We start from the raw sequence: 18,366 nt of genomic DNA, 5'->3' as shown, positions 1-18,366 counted from the left end.
GTTTTGCATGGAGCGCTCCTGGGTCAGCGCGGTGTATCTGATACCGATGGCATACCGTCGAGCTCTCCTGGCATGCTGTTTTGCGGGTCGGGGTCGAAGCTGGCGCCTGGCGGGAGCTCCATTCCCGGGTTGACGAGCATGGAGCCTGTGCGAAACATGTTCGCAGCGCCGGTGTGTTCTCCCTCTCTGGTGCGCAAGCCACTGCGCAAATAACGGTTGCGCTGTTCGTGGCGCGGAAGATACCGGGCCAGTTCGGTGAGCGCCATCTCGTAAACGCCACGTTTGAACTCGACCACCACATCCAGCGGAACCCAATAGTCGTTCCACCGCCAAGCGTCAAACTCCGGGTGGTTGGTGGCGCGCAGGTTCAAGTCCCAGTCGTGCCCCATCAATTGCAACAGGTACCAGATCTGCTTCTGGCCCTTGTAGTGGCCGCGTGCATCGCGGCGGATGTACCGGTCAGGCACCTCATAGCGCAACCAGTCCCGGGTGCGGGCCACCACGCGAACGTGGTTGGGCAATAATCCCACCTCCTCATGCAGCTCACGGAACATGGCCTGCTCGGGGGTCTCGCCCCGGTCAATGCCACCCTGCGGGAACTGCCAGCTGTGGGTGCGTATACGCTTGCCCCAAAACACCTGGTTTTTCTGGTTGAGCAGGATGATGCCGACGTTCGGCCGAAAGCCGTCCCGGTCAAGCATAATCAAACCCCAAATTTTTAAACTGTGTCCATTATGCACGGCGCCTAGCGCGCAGCAAGTGGACGGCCCCGTTCTGCCTGCAATCGAATCCCGATGAAAGCCTCCCAATTCTTCATTTCCACCCTCAAGGAAGCTCCGGCGGATGCCGAAGTGGTCAGCCACAAACTCATGACGCGGGCCGGGCTGATCAAGAAGCTGGGCGCTGGCATCTATAACTACATGCCGCTGGGCCTGCGCGTGATCCGCAAGGTGGAAGCCATCGTGCGCGAGGAAATGAACCGCGCGGGCGCCGTGGAGCTGACCATGCCGGTGGTGCAGCCCGCCGAGCTCTGGCAGGAAACGGGCCGCTTTGAGAAAATGGGTCCCGAGTTGCTGCGCATCCAGGATCGCCATGGCCGCGACTTTGTGGTGCAGCCCACCAGCGAAGAAGTGATCACTGACATTGCACGCCAGGAGCTCAAGAGCTACAAGCAGCTGCCGAAGAACTTCTACCAGATCCAGACCAAGTTCCGCGACGAGCGCCGTCCCCGTTTTGGCCTCATGCGCGGCCGTGAGTTCATCATGAAGGATGCCTACAGCTTTGACCGCGACCAGGCGGCCGCCAAGGCCAGCTACCAGGTGATGGCGCAGGCCTACCGGCGGATCTTTGACCGCTTCGGCCTGACCTATCGTGCCGTGGCCGCTGACAGCGGCGCCATCGGTGGTGACCTGTCGGAAGAATTCCAGGTGATTGCTGCAACCGGTGAAGACGCTATCGTCTACTGTCCGCAGAGCGACTACGCCGCCAATATGGAAAAGGCCGAAGCGCTGGCCCCCGCCGGACCACGCGGCGCTGCCACGCAGGCGCTGACCAAGACGGCGACCCCGGGCAAGAGCACCTGCGCCGATGTGGCGGAACTGCTGGGTGTTCCGCTCAACACCACCGTGAAGTCGCTGGTGCTGGCTACAGACGAAACCAACGAAGCCGGTGAGATTGTCAAGACCCAGGTCTGGCTGCTGCTGCTGCGCGGCGACCATGACATGAACGAGATCAAGGTCGGCAAGGTGCCCGGACTGGCGGGCTTCCGCTTCGCGACGCTGGGCGAAATCGAGGACCACTTTGGCTGCAAGCCGGGGTACCTGGGCCCCATTGGCCTCAAGAAACCTTTGAAGATCGTGGTGGACCGCGAAGTTGCTGTGATGGCAGACTGGATTTGCGGCGCCAACGAAGTGGACTTTCACATCACCGGCGTCAACTGGGGTCGCGACCTGCCCGAGCCCGACATGGTGGCTGACCTGCGCAACGTGGTAGCGGGCGACCGCTCCCCGGACGGCAAGGGCGAGCTGGCGATCGAGCGCGGCATCGAAGTGGGCCATGTGTTCTACCTGGGCACCAAGTACAGCAAGGGCATGAACGCAACCTTCCTGGGCGACGATGGCAAGCCAGCATTCTTCGAAATGGGTTGCTACGGCATTGGCGTGACGCGCCTGCCCGCCGCCGCCATTGAACAAAACCACGACGAGCGCGGCATCATCTGGCCGGACGCCATTGCACCGTTCACGGTGGTGGTCTGCCCCGTGGGCATGGACCGCAGCGAGGCCGTCAAGGCTACGGCCGAGCAGCTGTATGCCGACCTGCTGGCCGCAGGCGTGGACGTGATCCTGGACGACCGTGGCGAGCGTCCCGGCGCCATGTTTGCCGACTGGGAGCTTATCGGCGTGCCCCACCGCGTGACCATCGGCGACAAGAGCCTGAAGGAAGGTGTGGTCGAGTACCAGCACCGCCGTGATGCCGCAGCCACCAAGGTGGCCGTGGCCGACATCCTGGCCCACGTGAAGGGCCGCATGGCCGTATGAGCAAGAGCGGCGCCATCTTGAACCCTCCGTGGGCTGCTGCCGCTGGCGGCCCCGGGGGGGTGTCACGCCGCGGCTGCCTGGTATCGCTGGCGTCGCTGGCAGCGCCCGCTGCCTGGCTGGGTGCTCCGCAGGTGGCGCACGCCGGCGGGCAGCTGGAGGAGCCCCTGATGGACTCGGTGCGTACCGCACTCAGCTCGGCCATTGCCAACCAGGCGCCGCCCGAACCGGAGTTTTTCACCACCGAAGCGCGCCTGCACTACCTGCGGTGGCTGGGTACGCAAAGCGATCGCCTCCGCCCGCGCAAGCCGGACCTGGAGGTACGCCGCGACTTCCTGCAGACGGTCTGGTACGAATCCAAGCGCGCCGGGCTGGATGTCTCTCTGGTCCTGGGGCTGATCCAGGTGGAAAGCGGATTCCGCAAGTTTGCGGTGTCCAGCGTCGGAGCGCGGGGCTACATGCAGGTCATGCCGTTCTGGACGCGCGTGATTGGCGACGGCGACCCGGGCAAGCTGTTTCACATGCAGACCAACCTGCGTTTTGGCTGCGTCATCCTGCGCCACTACATTGACCGGGAGCAGGGCGACCTGTTCATGGCCCTGGGCCGCTACAACGGCAGCCGAGGCCGGTCGCCCTACCCGGATGCCGTGTTTGCGGCCCAGCGCAAGTGGCTGTTTGCCGACCGGCCGCAGTCGCCCGCCGCTTAAATTAGTGGACGGGGCATGACACCGGCCGGGCCCCGGTCACTGCGCGGTGGTTGCTGCGGGGGCTGACGGGTTCGCCGCAGTGCCGCCAGAGGCCCCGCCTAGCCGGGACACCATGACCTGGTCGATGCGGTAGCTGTCCACATCCAGCACCTCAAACTTGTAGCCGTCCCAGCTCACGCTGTCGGTGCGGCGCGGCACGCGGCGCAGCATCACCATCAGAAAGCCCGCCAGGGTTTCGTATTCGCCGGTGTGCGGCAACTCGTCCAGTGACAGCGCGTGCAGCACATCCTCGATGGGCGTCACACCGTCGATGAGCCAGGAGTTTTCATCCCGCCGCACGATCTGCTCCTCATCCACCGGGCCCACCAGGTCACCCATCACGGTGCTCATCACGTCGTTCAGCGTGACCACGCCCACCACCAGGCTGTATTCGTTCACGATGACCGCAAAGTCCTCGTGCACTTGGCGGAACTGCTCCAGCACTTCCGACAACGTGAGCCGGTCGGGCACGATCAGCACTTTGCGCACCAGACTGTCGTCGGCCAGCGAAATCGGCTGGTTGTTCAGCACGCGCTGGAACAAATCCTTGGCATCCACATAGCCGACCACATGGTCGATGTCCCCCTCGCACACCGGATAGGTCGAAAACGGCTCGGCCGCAATGCGCAGGCGGATCACCGAGTCGGGCTCGTCGCGCAGGAAGAACGCCACCCGGTCGCGCGGCGACATGGCGCTGGACACCGTGCGCGTGTCCAGCTCAAACACGTTGGTGATGACCTGTTGCTCGCGCGCTGCCAGCACCCCGGCGCGGGCGCCGGCCTCCATCATGGCCAGGATGTCGTCCGAGGTGATGCGATCGTCCCGCAGCGACGACAAGCCCAGCAGGCGGAACAGCGCATCCGCCCCCCGGCTGTAGAACCATACCAGCGGCCGCAGCAGCGTCATGCACCAGGCCATGGGCTGGGCGAGCCGCACCACCAGCCGTTCGGGCTCGGCCATGCCCAGGCGTTTGGGGAACAGGTCGGCAAACAGGATGAACAGCGAGGTGATGATGAGGAAAGACGCTAGGAAACCCGCCCGCTCGGCCGTGGGGCCCGACATCCACAGCGCAAACAGTTCGCTGAAGTGCGGGCTCAGCGCCCCTTCGCCCACGATACCGCCTAGGATGGCCACGGCGTTTTGACCCACCTGCACCACCGTGAAGTAGTCGCCCGGCTGCTCTTGCATGCGCAGCACCCGGTCCGCGCGCGCGTCGCCTTCGTCGGCCATCTGGCGCAGGCGCAGGCGGCGGGCGGCCGCGAGCGAAATCTCGGCCATGGAGAAAAAGGCGCTGGCTGCAATCAGCAGCCCGATCACGAAGAGGCTTTGGGACAGGGTCATGGGACGGGGTTGGAGCCGGTGCACGGAGTGTGTGCCACGGGCCACCAAGTGTATCTGCGCACCTCGTGCGCCGGCCTGCTGATGCTGCCTGGGTGGGTGGTGGCAACCCCGCGCCAGGCCTTTGCTTGGCGTGGCGTGGGAGGCAGCACCAGCAGGCGACGAACGCGCTACTTACTGCACAAACCCTATGCGGTTGCGCCCCGTGGCGGCCTTGGGCAGGTCGGTGATCTCCACGGTAGACCGGCGGTCCAGCCGCGCGTTGCCAAAGCCTGTCATCAGCGCCCGCCGCATCTCGCGCGGGGGCATCTGGGCCAGGTGGTCGAGCACGTCGTCCAGCGGTTCGGGGTCGATCAGGCGGCCCCAGTCATGCCCCGCGCGGATGCCCTGGTACAGATTGCGGGCGATGGTGCGGGCCTGATCCAGCGTGGGCGCCTCCACCTCGAACACGTTCATGCGGTTCAGGATGGGGTCGGGAATGCCGCGTGTGTCATTGGCCGTGGTGATCCAGATCACCTGGCTCGCATCGATGGCCACCTCGGCAAACTCGTCGGTAAAGCTCTGCGCCGTGTCGTATTCGAGCAGGCTGTACAGCGCGCCCAGCGGGTCGTACTGCGCATCGCTGCTGGCTTTGTCGATCTCGTCCACCACGATGACCGGATTGGCGTATTCGCCCTCCACAAGCGCTTCAAACACTTTGCCAGGCCGCGCGCCCTTCCATTGTGCGGACGAGCCCGAGAGCAACCAGCCAGCGGTCATAGAGCTCATCGGCAGCAGGTTCATGCCCGTGCCCAGCAGCTCGGCCAGGTGGCGTGCAAAGTGGGTCTTGCCGATGCCGGGTGGGCCCAGCAGCAGCATGGGCGTGACTTCCAGGCCGTCGCTGCTGTCCTGTGCCAGCGCCACGTGGCGCTTCACGTCGTCCAGCACCTCGGTGAAGTTGGGCAACTGCTCGTACAGGCTGGCCATGTCGGGCACGCCAGAGGGCTTGACCTGAAAACGCTCCGGGCCACGCTCCAGCATGCGTTCGTACACGGTGCGCAGGGTTTCGTATTCGCGCTGGTTGCCCGACTCTTGCAACCGGGCCAGCTTGCGTTCCACATCACCCGGATGGAACACGTTGCGCATCTGGGCCACCGGCAGGCGCAGGGCGGGGGACTGGGGAACAAGGCTATGGCTGGTCATTGCATGCTCCTGTGAGGGTTACGTCACGCAATCATTCAAGCACACAACATGCCCGCTGCTCCATCGGAAAAGCCCCTGATTGGTGCCTCTGTTGCGGGCAAACAAAAAGGCCGCCCGAAGGCGGCCTGATGGCGGGTGGCGCAACGGCTGCCTCGATCAGCCCTCGGTGCCCAGCACCTGCTTGAGTTCGCCCGATTCGTACATCTCCATCATGATGTCCGAGCCGCCAATGAACTCGCCCTTCACGTACAGCTGGGGGATCGTGGGCCAGTTGCTGTATTCCTTGATGCCCTGGCGGATTTCGTCGTCTTCCAGCACGTTGACGGTGACCACGCTCTTGGGGTCCACGCCGCAGGCTTTCAGGATCTGGATGGCGCGGCCGGAGAAACCGCACATGGGGAAGCTGGCGCTGCCCTTCATGAACAGCAGGATGTCGCTGGATTTGACGAGGGCGTCGATGCGTTGTTGGGTGTCGCTCATGGGAAAACTCCTTGGATGGGGCGGGCGAGAAATGCTGAGAGCCCGCGATGGGGTGGATTATTTCACTGTCTGTGCCGCAGGCCACTGCCCGCCCGTGCAACGCGCAATGCCAGCGAGGTCATTGCGGCTTTGCACCTGGGCAAAGCCGTGGGCGGCAAGCAGGGCCTGCACGGCTTGTGCCTGGTCATAGCCATGCTCCAGCAGCAGCCAGCCGCCGGGGCGCAGGTGGGTGGGCGCCTGGGCCACGATGGTGCGGATGTCTTCCAGGCCGTCTGCGCCGCTGGCCAGGGCCTGCAGCGGCTCGTGCGTCAGCGCGGCCAGGTGCGGGTCGGCGCTGGGGATGTAGGGCGGGTTGGAGACGATGGCATCGAAGGGGCCCTCCACGCCCGTCAGCCAGTTCGCTGGCTGGAACTGCACGGGCAGGCCCAGCCGCTCGGCGTTGGCCTGCGCCACGGCCAGCGCATCGGTACTGGCATCTACCGCGAGCACCTGGGCGTCGGTGCGCTGGCTTTGCAGCGCCAGGGCGATGGCGCCGCTGCCGGTGCCCAGGTCCACCACCCGGGGCGATGCCAGCGGGGCGATCACCTCCAGCGCCCAGTCCACCAGGGTTTCGGTGTCGGGGCGCGGGTCCAGCACGCGCGCGTCCACCTGCAGCGGCAGGCCGTAGAACTCCTTGCGGCCGGTGAGGTAGGCCACCGGCTCGCCCGCCAAACGGCGCTGGCACAGGGCGATGAACTGGGTGTGCACGGTGTCGTCCATGGCGTCGGAGTCGTGCGCCAGCAGCCAGGCGCGGCCTGCGTCAGGGCGACCCACAGCGTGCAGCAGCAGCAGTTGCGCGTCGATACGCGCCAGGCCCAGGGTGTGGGCCTGCGCCAAAGCCTGGGCGAGGGTGGGAGCGGTGGTGTGGTTCACTATTGTTTTGATAGCTGTTCAGGCATATGAATCTAGCGCTACCAGCCAATTTTTCTCAAATTCTGGCCTGGCTCACCCGGTGGCGCCCATCTCCAGCTCTTCCAGCTGCTCGGCCTCGCGGGCATGCTGCAGGGCCTGCAGCACATCGCCCAGGTCGCCTTCCATCACGGCCAGCAGCTTGTACAGCGTGAGGTTGATGCGGTGGTCGGTCAGGCGCCCCTGCGGGAAGTTGTAGGTGCGGATGCGGTCGCTGCGGTCGCCGCTGCCGATCAGGCCCTTGCGCAGCGCGGCTTCTTTGGCGGCGCGTTCGCTGCGCTCTTTCTCCTGGATGCGGGCCTGCAGCACCTGCAGCGCCTTGGCCTTGTTGCTGTGCTGGCTGCGGCCGTCCTGGCACTCGGCCACGATGCCGGTGGGCAAGTGCACCACGCGTACGGCCGAGTCGGTCTTGTTGATGTGCTGGCCGCCCGCGCCGCTGGCGCGGAAGGTGTCGATGCGCAGGTCGGCCGGATTCAGCGTAATGGCCTGGTGCTCGTCGGGCTCGGGCATCACGGCCACGGTGCAGGCGCTGGTGTGGATGCGGCCCTGCGTCTCAGTGGCGGGCACGCGCTGCACGCGGTGGCCGCCGGATTCGAACTTGAGCGCGCCGTACACGTGGTCGCCCTCCACGCGCAGCACGAGTTCCTTGTAGCCGCCCAGCTCGCTTTCGTTGGCGCTCATGATCTCCACCTTCCAGCCCTGGGTGGCGGCGTAGCGGGTGTACATGCGGGTCAGGTCGGCGGCGAACAGGGCGGATTCATCGCCGCCCGTGCCCGCGCGGATTTCGACGAAGGCATTGCGCGCGTCGTCGGGGTCCTTGGGCAGCAGCAGGCGCTGGAGTTCATCCTCCAGCTGCACCAGCTCGGCCTCGGCGCTGGTGATTTCTTCCTGTGCCATCTCGGCCATGTCGGGGTCGGCCAGCATCTCGCGGGCACCCGCGAGGTCGGCCTCGCGCTGCTGGTAGCGGGCGTAGCGGCCTGCGACCTGCGTGACCTCGGCATGCTCCACGGAGATGCGCCGGTACTGCGCCATGTCGCTCATGATGTCTTCGCGCGAGAGCAGAAAGTCGAGTTCGCCCAGGCGTTGTGCGTAGCGCTCCAGCTGGCTTCGGAGAAAGGGTTTCATGGAATTCTGGGAAAAAGATTTGCTACAGATTGGGTAGCTGGTAGCGCAGATAGATCATGCGCTTGGGGCCGATTTGACTCAAATCGGAACGGCTGTGGAGCGGGAGAGCGCCGCTACAGGCCGTTGTTGTGGGGGGTCTTGCTTTGCGAGCGCAGGAACAGGCGCGAGACGGTCTGGGCCGTCTGGGCGCGCATCTCGGCATCGCCCGCGCGCAGCTCGGCCAGGGTGCCGTGCAGCATCTTTTGTGTGAGGCCGCGCGAGAGGGCTTCGAGCACGGCGTCCACGTCCTCGCCCTTGGCCAGCAGCTTCTTGGCGCGGGCGATTTCCAGCGCACGCCATTCGTCCGTCTGAGCGTTGAGCTGCTGGATCAACGGCACCACGCCACCCTCGGCCGCGGCGGGGCTGCGCAGCTCCATCCAGTGCATGAAGCTCTGCACGCCCGCATCGATGATCGCCTCGGCCTGCGCCACGGCGGCCTGACGGTTGGCCTGCGCGGTCTGGACCACGGTGGCCAGGTCGTCCACGGTGTACAGGTAGACGTCGCCCAGGGCTTTCACCTCGGGCTCGATGTCGCGCGGTACGGCCAGGTCCACCATGAAGATGGGGCGGTGGCGGCGCTTCTTCAAAGCGCGCTCCACAGCGCCCAGGCCGATGATGGGCAGGCTGCTGGCGGTGCAGCTGATGACGGCGTCGAACTCGTGCAGGCGCTCGGGCAGGTCGGCCAGGCGCATCACCTCACCGCCAAAGCGGGTGGCGAGCTTTTCGCCGCGTTCCAGCGTGCGGTTGGCAATGGCGATGGCCTTGGGGTTCTTGGCCGCGAAGTGCGTGGCGCACAGCTCGATCATCTCGCCCGCGCCCACAAACAGCACACGGATCTTGGAGAGGTCTTCAAACAGCTGGCTGGCCAGGCGCACGGCGGCGGCGGCCATGCTGATGCTGTGCGCGCCAATCTCGGTGCTGGTGCGCACCTCTTTGGCCACCGCAAAGCTGCGCTGGAACAGCTGGTTGAGCGTGGTGCCCAGTGCGCCGGCTGTTTCGGCTGCGCGCACGGCGTCTTTCATCTGGCCCAGGATCTGGGCCTCGCCCAGCACCATCGAATCGAGCCCGCTGGCCACGCGGAAGGCATGGCGGGCGACGAGGCTGTCTTCGAGGGTGTAGGAGTGCGAGCGCAGCAGGGCCGGGCTCACGCCACCGCTCTGTGCCAGCCAGCCCAGCGTGTGGTCCATGGCCGGCGCCTCGGCAGCGCAGTAAATTTCGGTGCGGTTGCAGGTGGAAATGATGGCGGTTTCCACGCCGGGGTGCCGGGTGTTACTGCCCAGCGACTGGCGCAAACCCTGCAACGTGGGCGCAATCTGGTCGAGCGCAAACGCAAACCGGCCACGCAGATCGAGCGGCGCGGTGGTGTGGTTGATGCCGAGGGCCCAGACTGCCATAAGCTGCAATTATAAAATTGTTGGCCCGAACAGGCGGCCTTGCTTGTTCAAGCCTTGATTTGGGTCAATTCCATGGGTCCGCTGGACATCGCCAACCACCTCCTCAACTTTGTTGCACCCGCTGCCGCCGTGGCGCTCGTGCTGGTGCTTTCGGGCCGCCTGGTGGGCTCGCGCAGCGTCTCTGCGATGTCGGTGTGGCTGCGTGGGGCGATTCTGTTTGCCGTAGGGGTGGCGGTGCTCGCGGCAGGGCTGGTGCTGTGGGGGCGCGACGGCAAGATGCTCACCTATGCCGCGCTGGTCGTGGCCTGCGCCACCTGCCAGTGGGTGCTGGTGCGGGGCTGGAAGGCCTGAAGCTTTCAGCAAGCCGTCGCATTTTTTGAGGGTTTGCGAGAGGTGCTCTGGAGGGCTGCCGTGCCCTCGGGTCTGATAGCCTCTTTGCATCTTCCCAAGCGGCTGCCATGGTCCGCGTCGGCGGAAGCGGCAAGCATCCCTCACACCCATAACCCAAGCTGGAGACAACCCCATGAAGCTGCTGCGTACCTGCATCACCCTGGCCGCAGGCCTGGCCTTGGCTGCCGTCGCGCATGCGCAGGCGTTTCCGTCCAAGCCCGTTCGTATCGTGGTGGGCTTCCCCGCTGGCGGGCCGCTGGACCAGCATGCGCGCCTGCTGTCCGACAAGCTGCAGACCGTGCTGGGCCAACCCGTGGTAATGGACTACAAGGCCGGTGCCGGTGGCACCGTGGGTGCGCAGGAGGTCATGAGAGCGCCCCCGGACGGCCACACGATCATGCTGGCCAACACGGGGGTGATGGTTATCAACCCCGCGCTGTACAGCCGACTGCCCTATGCCACCCTGAAGGACTTTGTGCCCGTGGCGCGCACCGCCATGCAGCCGCTGGCCTTGCTGGTCAACCCCAGCGTGCCCGCGAAGAACCTGCAGGAGTTCATGGCCTATGCCAAGTCGCGGCCCGGTCAGGTCAACTTTGGCTCGGCGGGCAATGGCGGCATCAGCCACCTGGTGCCCGAGATGTTCAAGACGGCCACGGGCCTATTCATGGTGCACATCCCCTACCGGGGCAGCGCCCCCGCGTTCACCGACCTCATGGGCGGGCAGGTGCAGTTCATGGCCGAGAGCATTCCCCAGGCTGCTTCGTACCACAAGCAAGGCAAGGTGCGCGCCCTGGCCGTGACTAGCAAGGAGCGCAACCCCGCGCTGCCCGAGGTGCCCACAGTGATCGAGAGCGGCATCAAGGGCTTTGAGGTGGTGGGCTTCTACGGTTTTCTGGCGCCCGCAGGCACGCCCAAGGACGTGGTCAACAAGCTCAGTGACGCCTTTGGCCAGGTGTTGCAGATGCCCGACGTGCGCAACCGGATGGTGAGCCAGGGTGCCGATCCGGCGTTTTTGGGCGCAGACGACTTTGCCAAGTTCCTGGCCGCCGAGATGCCGCGCTGGGCGGATGCTGTCAAGAAGTCCGGCGCGAAGATGGATTGACCCCCTGAGGCGCTAAGCGCCTTCCCCCTGAAGGGGGACACCACCGGTGGCCCGGTGAGGCCGGCCCACGGTGGCCGCTGGAATGGGATGGGGTGTTTTGGTGAAGTGGTGCCCTAAGGCTTGGCAGGCGAGAAAAAATCCACCCGGTCGGTGATGATGCCGTCCGTGCCCAGCGCGATGAGGCGCTGCGCTGCCCAGTCGTCATTCACCGTGTAGCTCAGCGTACGCATGCCCATGCCGTGCACTTGGGTCACCAGAGCCTGGTCCCACAGCGCGTGGTTGCACACGATGGCCACGCAGCCAAGCGCCTGGGCCTTGTCCAAACACCCGTCCCAGAGCGCGTCGATGAGCAGCGCGCGGGGTATATGGGGGGCGGTGGCCATGGCACCGGCCAGTGCCTCGGGCTTGAACGACGAGAACAAGGGCGGCACAGCCTGGCCTTGCCATAGCCGCGCAGCGTATTCACCCACCACGCGGCCAGTCACTTCTTCCTGCCCCGGCGTGGGCTTGATCTCGATGTTCAGGAAAAAACCGTTGGCGATGCAGTAGCGCGCCAGGTTCTCCAGGGTGGGCAGGGGCTCGCCCGCGTGACTGCGAGAGTGCCAGCCGCCGGCGTCCAGCTGGGCGAGCTGGGCCCAGGGCAGATCACCGCCGGTGCCGTGGCCGTTGGTCGTGCGCTCCAGCGTGGCGTCGTGCATCAGAAAAGGCACGCCGTCGCTGCTCAGCTTGGCGTCGCACTCGAACATGCGGTAGCCGTACTGGGCGCCCAGCCGGAACGCGGCCAAGGTGTTTTCAGGGGCCAGCTTGCCAGCGCCGCGGTGGGCGATCCAGCGGGGGTAGGGCCAGGGGGCGAGGGGGGACGAGGGTGCGCTCATGCGGGTTCACCAAATTTCAGCAGGTTGCCGTGGGGGTCGATGACAAACATCTCCTTCATGCCCCAGGGCTGGACGGTAGGGGACGCCAGTTGCAGGCCCCGTGCCGTGAAATCCGCGTGCAGCAAGCCGGTGTCTGCACGCACGTAGCACGAGGTGTTTTCTGCAATGTGGCGCTCGGTGCAGTGCCAGAAGTGCAGTTCGCAGCCGTCGCGCTGCAGGATCAGGTAGTTGTCCATCTCCAGCAGCACGGTGAAGCCCAGCCGTTCGACGTAGAACTGCCGGGTTTCTGCCAGGTGCAGGGAGGCCAGCACCGGCACGGTGGCCAGAATGCCTCGCCTGGCGCGGACGGCTTCACCCGGCTGCACAGGCTCAGCCGGGGATGCGTTTGCCCGTGGTGGCATCGAACGCATGCAGGCGGTCCGGGCGCGGCAGCACATGGATCACCGCGTCGGGCTGCGGCGCATGGGTGCCTTCTTCCACGCGCACGATGATCTGCTCGCCGTTGAGGCGGCCGTAGATCAGGCGCTCGGCGCCCAGCAGCTCCACGGTTTCGACCGTGACCGCCCAGCCCTCGCTGCCCACGTCCAGATGCTCGGGGCGGATGCCCAGGATGGTGCCCGGCTTGGCGCCCGGGGCGTTCTTGAGCAGGTTCATGGGGGGCGAGCCGATGAAGCTGGCCACAAAGGTGGAGGCGGGCGTGTGGTAGACCTCTTCGGGCGTGCCGAACTGCTCCATGTTGCCTGCGTTCATCACGATCATGCGCTGGGCCAGCGTCATGGCCTCGACCTGGTCGTGCGTCACGAACAGGCTGGTGATGCCCAGTTCGCGGTGCAGTTTCTGGATTTCGAGGCGCGTCTGGGCGCGCAGCTTGGCGTCCAGGTTGGACAAGGGCTCGTCAAACAAGAAGACTTGCGGCTGGCGCACGATGGCGCGGCCCATGGCCACGCGCTGGCGCTGGCCGCCGGACAGTTCGCGCGGCTTGCGCTCCAGCAGGTGCGAGAGTTCGAGGATCTTGGCGGCCTTGTCCACGCGGCGCTGGATTTCTTCCTTGGGCACCTTGGCGATCTTCAGGCCGTAGGCCATGTTCTCGTAGTTCGTCATGTGCGGGTACAGCGCGTAGTTCTGGAACACCATGGCGATGTCGCGCTGTGCGGGCTCCAGGTCGTTGACCACGCGGTCGCCGATGCGCAGCTCGCCGCCGGAGATTTCTTCCAGGCCCGCCACCATGCGCAGCAGGGTGGACTTACCGCAGCCTGAGGGGCCGACGATGACGACGAACTCGCCGTCCTTGATCTCGGCGTTCACGCCGTGGATGACCTGGTTGGCCTTGGGGCCCACGCCGTAGCGCTTGACGATGTTGCGAAGAGAGAGGGATGCCATATGTGCAATGAGTTTGATAGCTACAGGGGCTTATTGAACAAGCGCTTGCAGGGGTTTTGTCTTATTTTTCGGTATCCACCAGGCCCTTGACGAACCAGCGCTGCATGACCACGACCACGAAGGCGGGCGGCAGCATGGCCAGCAGGGCCGTGGCCATCACGATGTTCCACTCGTTGCCTGCATCGCCGCCGGCCAGCATGCGCTTGATGCCGATGACCACGGGGTACATGTCCTCGGAGGTGGTCACCAGCAAGGGCCAGAGGTACTGGTTCCAGCCGTAGATGAACTGGATCACGAACAGCGCGGCAATCGAGGTGCGCGACAGCGGCACCAGGATGTCCTTGAAAAAGCGCATGGGGCCGGCGCCGTCCACGCGTGCGGCCTCCACCAGCTCATCGGGCACCGTCAGGAAGAACTGCCGGAACAGGAAGGTGGCAGTGGCCGAGGCGATCAGCGGCACGGTCAGGCCCGCGTAGGTGTTGAGCATGCCCAGGTTGGACACGACCTGGTAAGTGGGCCCGATGCGCACTTCCACCGGCAGCATCAGCGTGATGAAGATCAGCCAGAAGCAGATGCCCTTGAAGGGAAAGCGGAAATACACGATGGCAAACGCCGACAGCAGCGAGATGGCGATCTTGCCCAGGGTGATGACGATGGCGGTGATGAAACTCACCCACATCATGCGGGCCACGGGGGCGCTGGAGCCTGGGCCTGAGCCGCCGCCAAACAGCGCATCGTGGTAGGTCTGCCAGAAGTTGCTGCCGGGCACCATGGGCATGGGCACCTGCACGATGTCCTGCGCCGTGTGCGTGGAGGCCACGAAGGCCAGGTACAGCGGGAAGCCGACGATGATCACGCCCAGCACCATGATGAGGTGCGAGAACGCGGTGAGGTAGGGACTGCGTTCAACCATTTCAGTACTGCACTTTCTTCTCGACGTAGCGGAATTGGATGACCGTCAGCACCACGACGATGGCCATCAGCACCACCGACTGCGCGGCCGAGCCGCCCATGTCCATGGCCTTGAAACCGTCGTGGTAGACCTTGTAGACCAGGATGGAGGTGTCGCGCCCGGGGCCGCCTTGCGTGGTGGAGTCCACGATGGCAAAGGTGTCGAAGAACGCATACACGACGTTGATCACCAGCAGGAAGAACGTCGTGGGCGAAAGCAGCGGGAACTGGATGCTCCAGAACCGGCGCCAGGGGCCGGCGCCGTCGATGGCGGCAGCTTCGATCAGCGACTTGGGGATGGACTGCAGGCCTGCGAGGAAAAACAGGAAGTTGTAGGAGATCTGCTTCCACACCGCAGCAATCACGATCAGCGTCATCGCATGGTCGGAGTTGAGCATGTGGTTCCAGTCAAAGCCCGACTGGCGCAGCATGTACGCCACCACACCCAGGGAGGGCGAGAACATGAACATCCACAGCACCCCTGCCACCGCAGGGGCCACGGCGTAGGGCAGCAGCAGGGCGGTCTTGTAGACGATGGCGCCCTTGATGATGCGGTCGGCAAAGATCGCGAGGATCAGCGACAGGCCAATGCCCACCACTGCCACCAGGATCGAGAAGAAGGCCGTGGTCTTGAAGGATGCCAGGTAGCCAGGGTCCTCGAACAGGGCCTTGAAGTTGTCCAGCCCCACCCATTCGGTGGACATGCCGAAGCTGTCCTGCATCTGGAACGACTGCACCAGGGCTTGGCCTGCGGGCCAGAAGAAGAACACGCTGATGATGACCAGCTGCGGCGCCAGAAGCACCCAGGGCAGCCATGCAGAGCGGAAAAGTACGCGTTTTTCCATGACGAAACTCTCAAAAAGAAAACCCCGCCGCCCCGTGAACCATGCTGGTTGACGGGGCGGCGGGCTTTCGGTGTCACCCTGCTGTGGGGCGGGGTAACACCGACAGATGGTGGACCGTACTTACTTGTTGGCGCGTGCGAAGCGGGCCAGTTGTTCGTTGCCACGGGTCACAGCGGTGTCCAGGGCTTCCTTGGGCGACTTCTTACCCGACCAGATCTGTTCGGTTTCCTCGTCGATGATCGTGCGGATCTGCACGAAGTTGCCCAGGCGGATGCCGCGCGACTTGTCGGTGGCCTTGCGGATCATCTGCGTCACGGCCACATCGGTGCCGGGGTTCTTGTCATAGAAACCGGAGGCCTCTGTGAGCTTGTACGCGCCCATGGTCACAGGCAGGTAGCCCGTGCGCTGGTGGCTGGCGGCCTGCACCTTGGTGTCGTTCAGGAAGTTCAGGAAGCTGGCCACGCCCTTGTATTCCTCGGGCTTCTTGCCGGCCATCACCCACAGGCTGGCACCACCGATGGCGGTGTTCTGGGGAGCGCCCTTCACATCAGGGTAGTAGGGCAGGGTGGAGATGCCGTAGGCAAACTTGGCTTCCTTGGCCACGCGGGCGTACAGGCCCGACGAGCCGGTGATCATGGCGCATTCTCCGGAGGGGAAGGATGCATCGGCGGTGTTGTTGCGGCCCTTGTAGACGAAGCTGCCTTCCTTGGAGGCCTTGGCCAGGTTCTCGAAGTGGCGAACGTGCAGGGGGGTGTTGATCTGCAGCTGGGCGTCGTTGCCATCAAAGCCGTTGTTCTTCGATGCGAACAGAGTGTTGTGCCACAGCGAGAAGCTCTCCAGCTGCGTCCAGCTCACCCAGCTGGTGGTGAACGGGCAGCTGTGGCCGCTGGCCTTGAGCTTGGAGGCGGCAGCGAACACTTCGGGCCAGGTCTTGGGCGGCTTGTCGGCGTCCAGGCCGGCCTTCTTGAAGGCGTCCTTGTTGTAATAGAAGATGGTGGTGGAGCTGTTGAGCGGGTAGCTCAGCATCTGGCCGTTGGGGGCGGTGTAGTAGCCGGCCACTGCGGACACATATTCGGTGGGCTCAAACTTGAAGCCTGCGTCGTTCAGCACCTTGGCCGCAGGCACGATGGCGCCCTTGCTAGCCATCATGGTGGCGGTGCCCACTTCGAACACCTGCAGGATGTGGGGGGCATTGCCGGCGCGGAAGGCGGCGATGGCACCGGTCATCGATTCGTCATACTGGCCCTTGTACGTGGGAACCACTTTGTACTGGGTCTGGCTGGCGTTGTATTGCTTGGCCAGGTCATTGACCCAGTCGCCCAGCGCTGCACTCATCGAGTGCCACCATTGGATCTCAATGGGAGCCTGCGCTTGTGCAGGCACGCAGACCGACATGGCAACAGCAGCACAGACCGCCAGAAGCTTCGTTTTCATGAATATTTCCTCCGAGGATAACGAAAAGCACAAGGGCCGGATGCTATGCAGCCTTTGTGACATTGATATGTCGTTGTCGCATGACCTCGCGCCATGCATCAACCGGGGAAACCCCTTGGGTTACCCGTAAGGGGTGCGATTGTGACCTTTTTGTGACAAGGTGTGGCGCATTTGCCGAGGCTTGCAAGGTTTTGTGCAATGCACCATGCTGGTGACTGTTCACCTGCGTGGGCACCCTCGGTTCGTTCGCGCCGCCGCGCGCCGGACGTTTCCTTCTTTCATCCCTTCTCCTTCATCGCCATGGCCACCAATTCGCTCGACAAGAACAAGATCAAGTTTCTGCTGCTCGAAGGCATCCACTCCTCCGCAGTGGATGTGATCCGGGCGGCGGGCTATACGCAGATCGAGACGGTGTCCGGGGCGTTGCCTGACGAGGAACTCAAGCGCAAGATCGCCGATGTGCACTTTGTGGGCATCCGTTCGCGCACCCAGCTCACGGAAGAGGTGTTGGCCCAGGCCCACAAGCTGGTGGCCGTAGGCTGCTTTTGTATTGGCACCAACCAGGTGGACTTGAACGCCGCGCGCGAGCGGGGCATTGCGGTGTTCAACGCGCCGTACTCCAACACCCGCTCTGTGGCCGAGCTGGTGCTGGCCGAGGCCATCCTGCTGCTGCGCGGGGTGCCCGAGAAGAACGCTGTAGCGCACCGGGGCGGCTGGCTCAAGAGCGCCGACAACGCCTACGAGATCCGCGGCAAGACCCTGGGTATCGTGGGTTATGGCTCCATCGGCACGCAGCTGTCGGTGCTGGCCGAGGCGCTGGGCATGCACGTGGCGTTCTTTGATGTGGTCAACAAGCTGCCCCTGGGCAATGCGCGGCAGGTGCAACACCTGCACGACCTGCTGGGCCAGAGCGACATCGTGAGCCTGCACGTGCCCGAGCTGCCGTCCACCGAGGGCATGATCGGCGCCGCCGAGATCGCTGCCATGAAACCCGGCGGCATCCTCATCAACGCCGCGCGCGGCACGGTGGTGGATATTGAGGCGCTGGCTGCGGCCCTCCAGGCCAAGAAGCTGCTGGGCGCCGCCATCGACGTGTTCCCGGTCGAGCCGCGCACCAACAAGGACGAGTTCCAGTCGCCCCTGCGCGGGCTGGACAACGTGATCCTGACCCCGCACATCGGCGGCTCCACTATGGAGGCGCAGGCCAACATTGGCCTGGAGGTGGCCGAAAAGCTGGTCAAGTACAGCGACAACGGCACCAGCACCTCGTCGGTCAACTTCCCCGAGGTGGCGCTGCCGGCCCACCCCGGCAAGCACCGCCTGCTGCACATCCACCGCAACGTGCCGGGCGTGCTGTCCGAGATCAACCGCATCTTCTCGGACAACGCCATCAATGTGTCGGCCCAGTACCTGCAGACCAACGAGAAGATCGGCTATGTGGTGATCGACATCGACGCCGCCTCGTCCGACCTGGCGCTGGACAAGCTGGCCCGGGTGAGCGGCACCCTGCGCAGCCGCGTCCTGTTCTGAGGCTCTGGCAGGGCTGCTTCGGCTCAGCCGGGCAGCCCTGGCCCGGCAAGCCGTAGGCCGGTGGCTTAAAATC

At 64.8% G+C, this 18,366-nt stretch carries 18 protein-coding genes; 5 read left to right on the top strand and 13 right to left on the bottom strand.

The window, feature by feature from the left end; genetic code table 11:
- Positions 1 to 23: 23 nt before the first annotated feature.
- Positions 24 to 701, bottom strand: a complete 678-nt coding sequence (locus ACT531_RS19815; protein WP_015012721.1) for an RNA pyrophosphohydrolase — start codon at positions 699 to 701, stop codon at positions 24 to 26.
- A gap of 93 nt (positions 702 to 794) precedes the next feature.
- Here ACT531_RS19815 and ACT531_RS19810 point away from each other — a divergent pair, with 93 nt between their 5' ends.
- Together ACT531_RS19810 and ACT531_RS19805 are read left to right on the top strand one after the other, a co-directional pair.
- Positions 795 to 2,537 carry a proline--tRNA ligase gene (locus ACT531_RS19810; protein ID WP_343736466.1) on the top strand — a complete coding sequence of 581 codons (1,743 nt, stop codon included), beginning with the start codon at positions 795 to 797 and terminating at the stop codon, positions 2,535 to 2,537.
- Positions 2,534 to 3,241, top strand: coding sequence for a lytic transglycosylase domain-containing protein (locus ACT531_RS19805; RefSeq protein WP_476018532.1), 708 nt, complete (start codon positions 2,534 to 2,536; stop codon positions 3,239 to 3,241). Before ACT531_RS19810 ends, ACT531_RS19805 begins: the two co-directional genes overlap by 4 nt.
- Before the next feature lie 36 nt (positions 3,242 to 3,277).
- Here ACT531_RS19805 and paeA read toward each other — a convergent pair whose 3' ends face one another.
- The 6 genes from paeA to hemA all read right to left on the bottom strand — a co-directional run bounded on the left by paeA (position 3,278) and on the right by hemA (position 9,786).
- A complete protein-coding gene (gene paeA / locus ACT531_RS19800) occupies positions 3,278 to 4,621 on the bottom strand; it encodes a polyamine export protein PaeA (RefSeq protein WP_476018531.1) in 1,344 nt (447 codons plus the stop codon).
- 171 nt (positions 4,622 to 4,792) lie between these two features.
- Complete coding sequence (locus tag ACT531_RS19795) at positions 4,793 to 5,800, bottom strand: AAA family ATPase (RefSeq protein WP_476018530.1); 1,008 nt, start codon at positions 5,798 to 5,800, stop codon at positions 4,793 to 4,795.
- A 156-nt stretch (positions 5,801 to 5,956) separates the two neighbouring features.
- Positions 5,957 to 6,280 carry a Grx4 family monothiol glutaredoxin gene (gene grxD, locus ACT531_RS19790; protein ID WP_015012726.1) on the bottom strand — a complete coding sequence of 108 codons (324 nt, stop codon included), beginning with the start codon at positions 6,278 to 6,280 and terminating at the stop codon, positions 5,957 to 5,959.
- Between the two features lie 57 nt (positions 6,281 to 6,337).
- Positions 6,338 to 7,192, bottom strand: a complete 855-nt coding sequence (prmC, locus tag ACT531_RS19785) for a peptide chain release factor N(5)-glutamine methyltransferase (protein WP_476018529.1) — start codon at positions 7,190 to 7,192, stop codon at positions 6,338 to 6,340.
- 72 nt (positions 7,193 to 7,264) lie between these two features.
- Positions 7,265 to 8,353, bottom strand: coding sequence for a peptide chain release factor 1 (gene prfA, locus ACT531_RS19780; RefSeq protein ID WP_476018528.1), 1,089 nt, complete (start codon positions 8,351 to 8,353; stop codon positions 7,265 to 7,267).
- Positions 8,354 to 8,466: 113 nt separating this feature from the next.
- Positions 8,467 to 9,786 carry a glutamyl-tRNA reductase gene (hemA, locus tag ACT531_RS19775; RefSeq protein WP_110959702.1) on the bottom strand — a complete coding sequence of 440 codons (1,320 nt, stop codon included), beginning with the start codon at positions 9,784 to 9,786 and terminating at the stop codon, positions 8,467 to 8,469.
- Between the two features lie 72 nt (positions 9,787 to 9,858).
- Between hemA and ACT531_RS19770 the strand changes: the two genes are divergently transcribed.
- Complete coding sequence (locus ACT531_RS19770) at positions 9,859 to 10,137, top strand: hypothetical protein (protein WP_476018527.1); 279 nt, start codon at positions 9,859 to 9,861, stop codon at positions 10,135 to 10,137.
- Between the two features lie 172 nt (positions 10,138 to 10,309).
- A complete protein-coding gene (locus ACT531_RS19765; protein WP_476018526.1) occupies positions 10,310 to 11,278 on the top strand; it encodes a Bug family tripartite tricarboxylate transporter substrate binding protein in 969 nt (322 codons plus the stop codon).
- Positions 11,279 to 11,391: 113 nt separating this feature from the next.
- Here the strand turns inward: ACT531_RS19765 and ugpQ are convergent, their stop codons facing one another.
- The 6 genes from ugpQ to ugpB all read right to left on the bottom strand — a co-directional run bounded on the left by ugpQ (position 11,392) and on the right by ugpB (position 16,763).
- Positions 11,392 to 12,153 carry a glycerophosphodiester phosphodiesterase gene (gene ugpQ / locus ACT531_RS19760; RefSeq protein WP_476018525.1) on the bottom strand — a complete coding sequence of 254 codons (762 nt, stop codon included), beginning with the start codon at positions 12,151 to 12,153 and terminating at the stop codon, positions 11,392 to 11,394.
- The gene (locus ACT531_RS19755; protein WP_476018524.1) at positions 12,150 to 12,518 is read right to left on the bottom strand and encodes a bleomycin resistance protein; all 369 of its coding nucleotides are present in this window, start codon (positions 12,516 to 12,518) and stop codon (positions 12,150 to 12,152) included. Before ACT531_RS19755 ends, ugpQ begins: the two co-directional genes overlap by 4 nt.
- A gap of 4 nt (positions 12,519 to 12,522) precedes the next feature.
- Positions 12,523 to 13,533: a sn-glycerol-3-phosphate import ATP-binding protein UgpC gene (locus ACT531_RS19750; RefSeq protein WP_015012734.1), complete on the bottom strand. Its 1,011-nt coding sequence runs from the start codon at positions 13,531 to 13,533 to the stop codon at positions 12,523 to 12,525.
- Between the two features lie 61 nt (positions 13,534 to 13,594).
- Positions 13,595 to 14,446 carry a sn-glycerol-3-phosphate ABC transporter permease UgpE gene (gene ugpE / locus ACT531_RS19745; protein ID WP_015012735.1) on the bottom strand — a complete coding sequence of 284 codons (852 nt, stop codon included), beginning with the start codon at positions 14,444 to 14,446 and terminating at the stop codon, positions 13,595 to 13,597.
- A 1-nt stretch (position 14,447) separates the two neighbouring features.
- Positions 14,448 to 15,329, bottom strand: coding sequence for a sn-glycerol-3-phosphate ABC transporter permease UgpA (gene ugpA, locus ACT531_RS19740; RefSeq protein WP_015012736.1), 882 nt, complete (start codon positions 15,327 to 15,329; stop codon positions 14,448 to 14,450).
- 120 nt (positions 15,330 to 15,449) lie between these two features.
- Positions 15,450 to 16,763, bottom strand: coding sequence for a sn-glycerol-3-phosphate ABC transporter substrate-binding protein UgpB (ugpB, locus tag ACT531_RS19735; protein ID WP_110959697.1), 1,314 nt, complete (start codon positions 16,761 to 16,763; stop codon positions 15,450 to 15,452).
- A gap of 300 nt (positions 16,764 to 17,063) precedes the next feature.
- Here ugpB and serA point away from each other — a divergent pair, with 300 nt between their 5' ends.
- Positions 17,064 to 18,293, top strand: a complete 1,230-nt coding sequence (gene serA, locus ACT531_RS19730; protein WP_476018523.1) for a phosphoglycerate dehydrogenase — start codon at positions 17,064 to 17,066, stop codon at positions 18,291 to 18,293.
- The last annotated feature ends 73 nt before the right edge of the window (positions 18,294 to 18,366 follow it).

The organism is Acidovorax sp. DMC1 (assembly GCF_056314325.1).
Note: the sequence above shows the minus strand (reverse complement) of the source record. Positions and strands in the feature narration are given on the sequence as shown.

Coding starts and splice junctions, on each gene's coding strand:
- ACT531_RS19815 (WP_015012721.1), bottom strand. CDS start 701: ATGCTTGACCGGGACGGCTTTCGGCCGAACGTCGGCATCATCCTGCTC.
- ACT531_RS19810 (WP_343736466.1), top strand. CDS start 795: ATGAAAGCCTCCCAATTCTTCATTTCCACCCTCAAGGAAGCTCCGGCG.
- ACT531_RS19805 (WP_476018532.1), top strand. CDS start 2,534: ATGAGCAAGAGCGGCGCCATCTTGAACCCTCCGTGGGCTGCTGCCGCT.
- paeA (WP_476018531.1), bottom strand. CDS start 4,621: ATGACCCTGTCCCAAAGCCTCTTCGTGATCGGGCTGCTGATTGCAGCC.
- ACT531_RS19795 (WP_476018530.1), bottom strand. CDS start 5,800: ATGACCAGCCATAGCCTTGTTCCCCAGTCCCCCGCCCTGCGCCTGCCG.
- grxD (WP_015012726.1), bottom strand. CDS start 6,280: ATGAGCGACACCCAACAACGCATCGACGCCCTCGTCAAATCCAGCGAC.
- prfA (WP_476018528.1), bottom strand. CDS start 8,353: ATGAAACCCTTTCTCCGAAGCCAGCTGGAGCGCTACGCACAACGCCTG.
- hemA (WP_110959702.1), bottom strand. CDS start 9,786: ATGGCAGTCTGGGCCCTCGGCATCAACCACACCACCGCGCCGCTCGAT.
- ACT531_RS19770 (WP_476018527.1), top strand. CDS start 9,859: ATGGGTCCGCTGGACATCGCCAACCACCTCCTCAACTTTGTTGCACCC.
- ACT531_RS19765 (WP_476018526.1), top strand. CDS start 10,310: ATGAAGCTGCTGCGTACCTGCATCACCCTGGCCGCAGGCCTGGCCTTG.
- ugpQ (WP_476018525.1), bottom strand. CDS start 12,153: ATGAGCGCACCCTCGTCCCCCCTCGCCCCCTGGCCCTACCCCCGCTGG.
- ACT531_RS19750 (WP_015012734.1), bottom strand. CDS start 13,533: ATGGCATCCCTCTCTCTTCGCAACATCGTCAAGCGCTACGGCGTGGGC.
- ugpE (WP_015012735.1), bottom strand. CDS start 14,446: ATGGTTGAACGCAGTCCCTACCTCACCGCGTTCTCGCACCTCATCATG.
- ugpA (WP_015012736.1), bottom strand. CDS start 15,329: ATGGAAAAACGCGTACTTTTCCGCTCTGCATGGCTGCCCTGGGTGCTT.
- ugpB (WP_110959697.1), bottom strand. CDS start 16,763: ATGAAAACGAAGCTTCTGGCGGTCTGTGCTGCTGTTGCCATGTCGGTC.
- serA (WP_476018523.1), top strand. CDS start 17,064: ATGGCCACCAATTCGCTCGACAAGAACAAGATCAAGTTTCTGCTGCTC.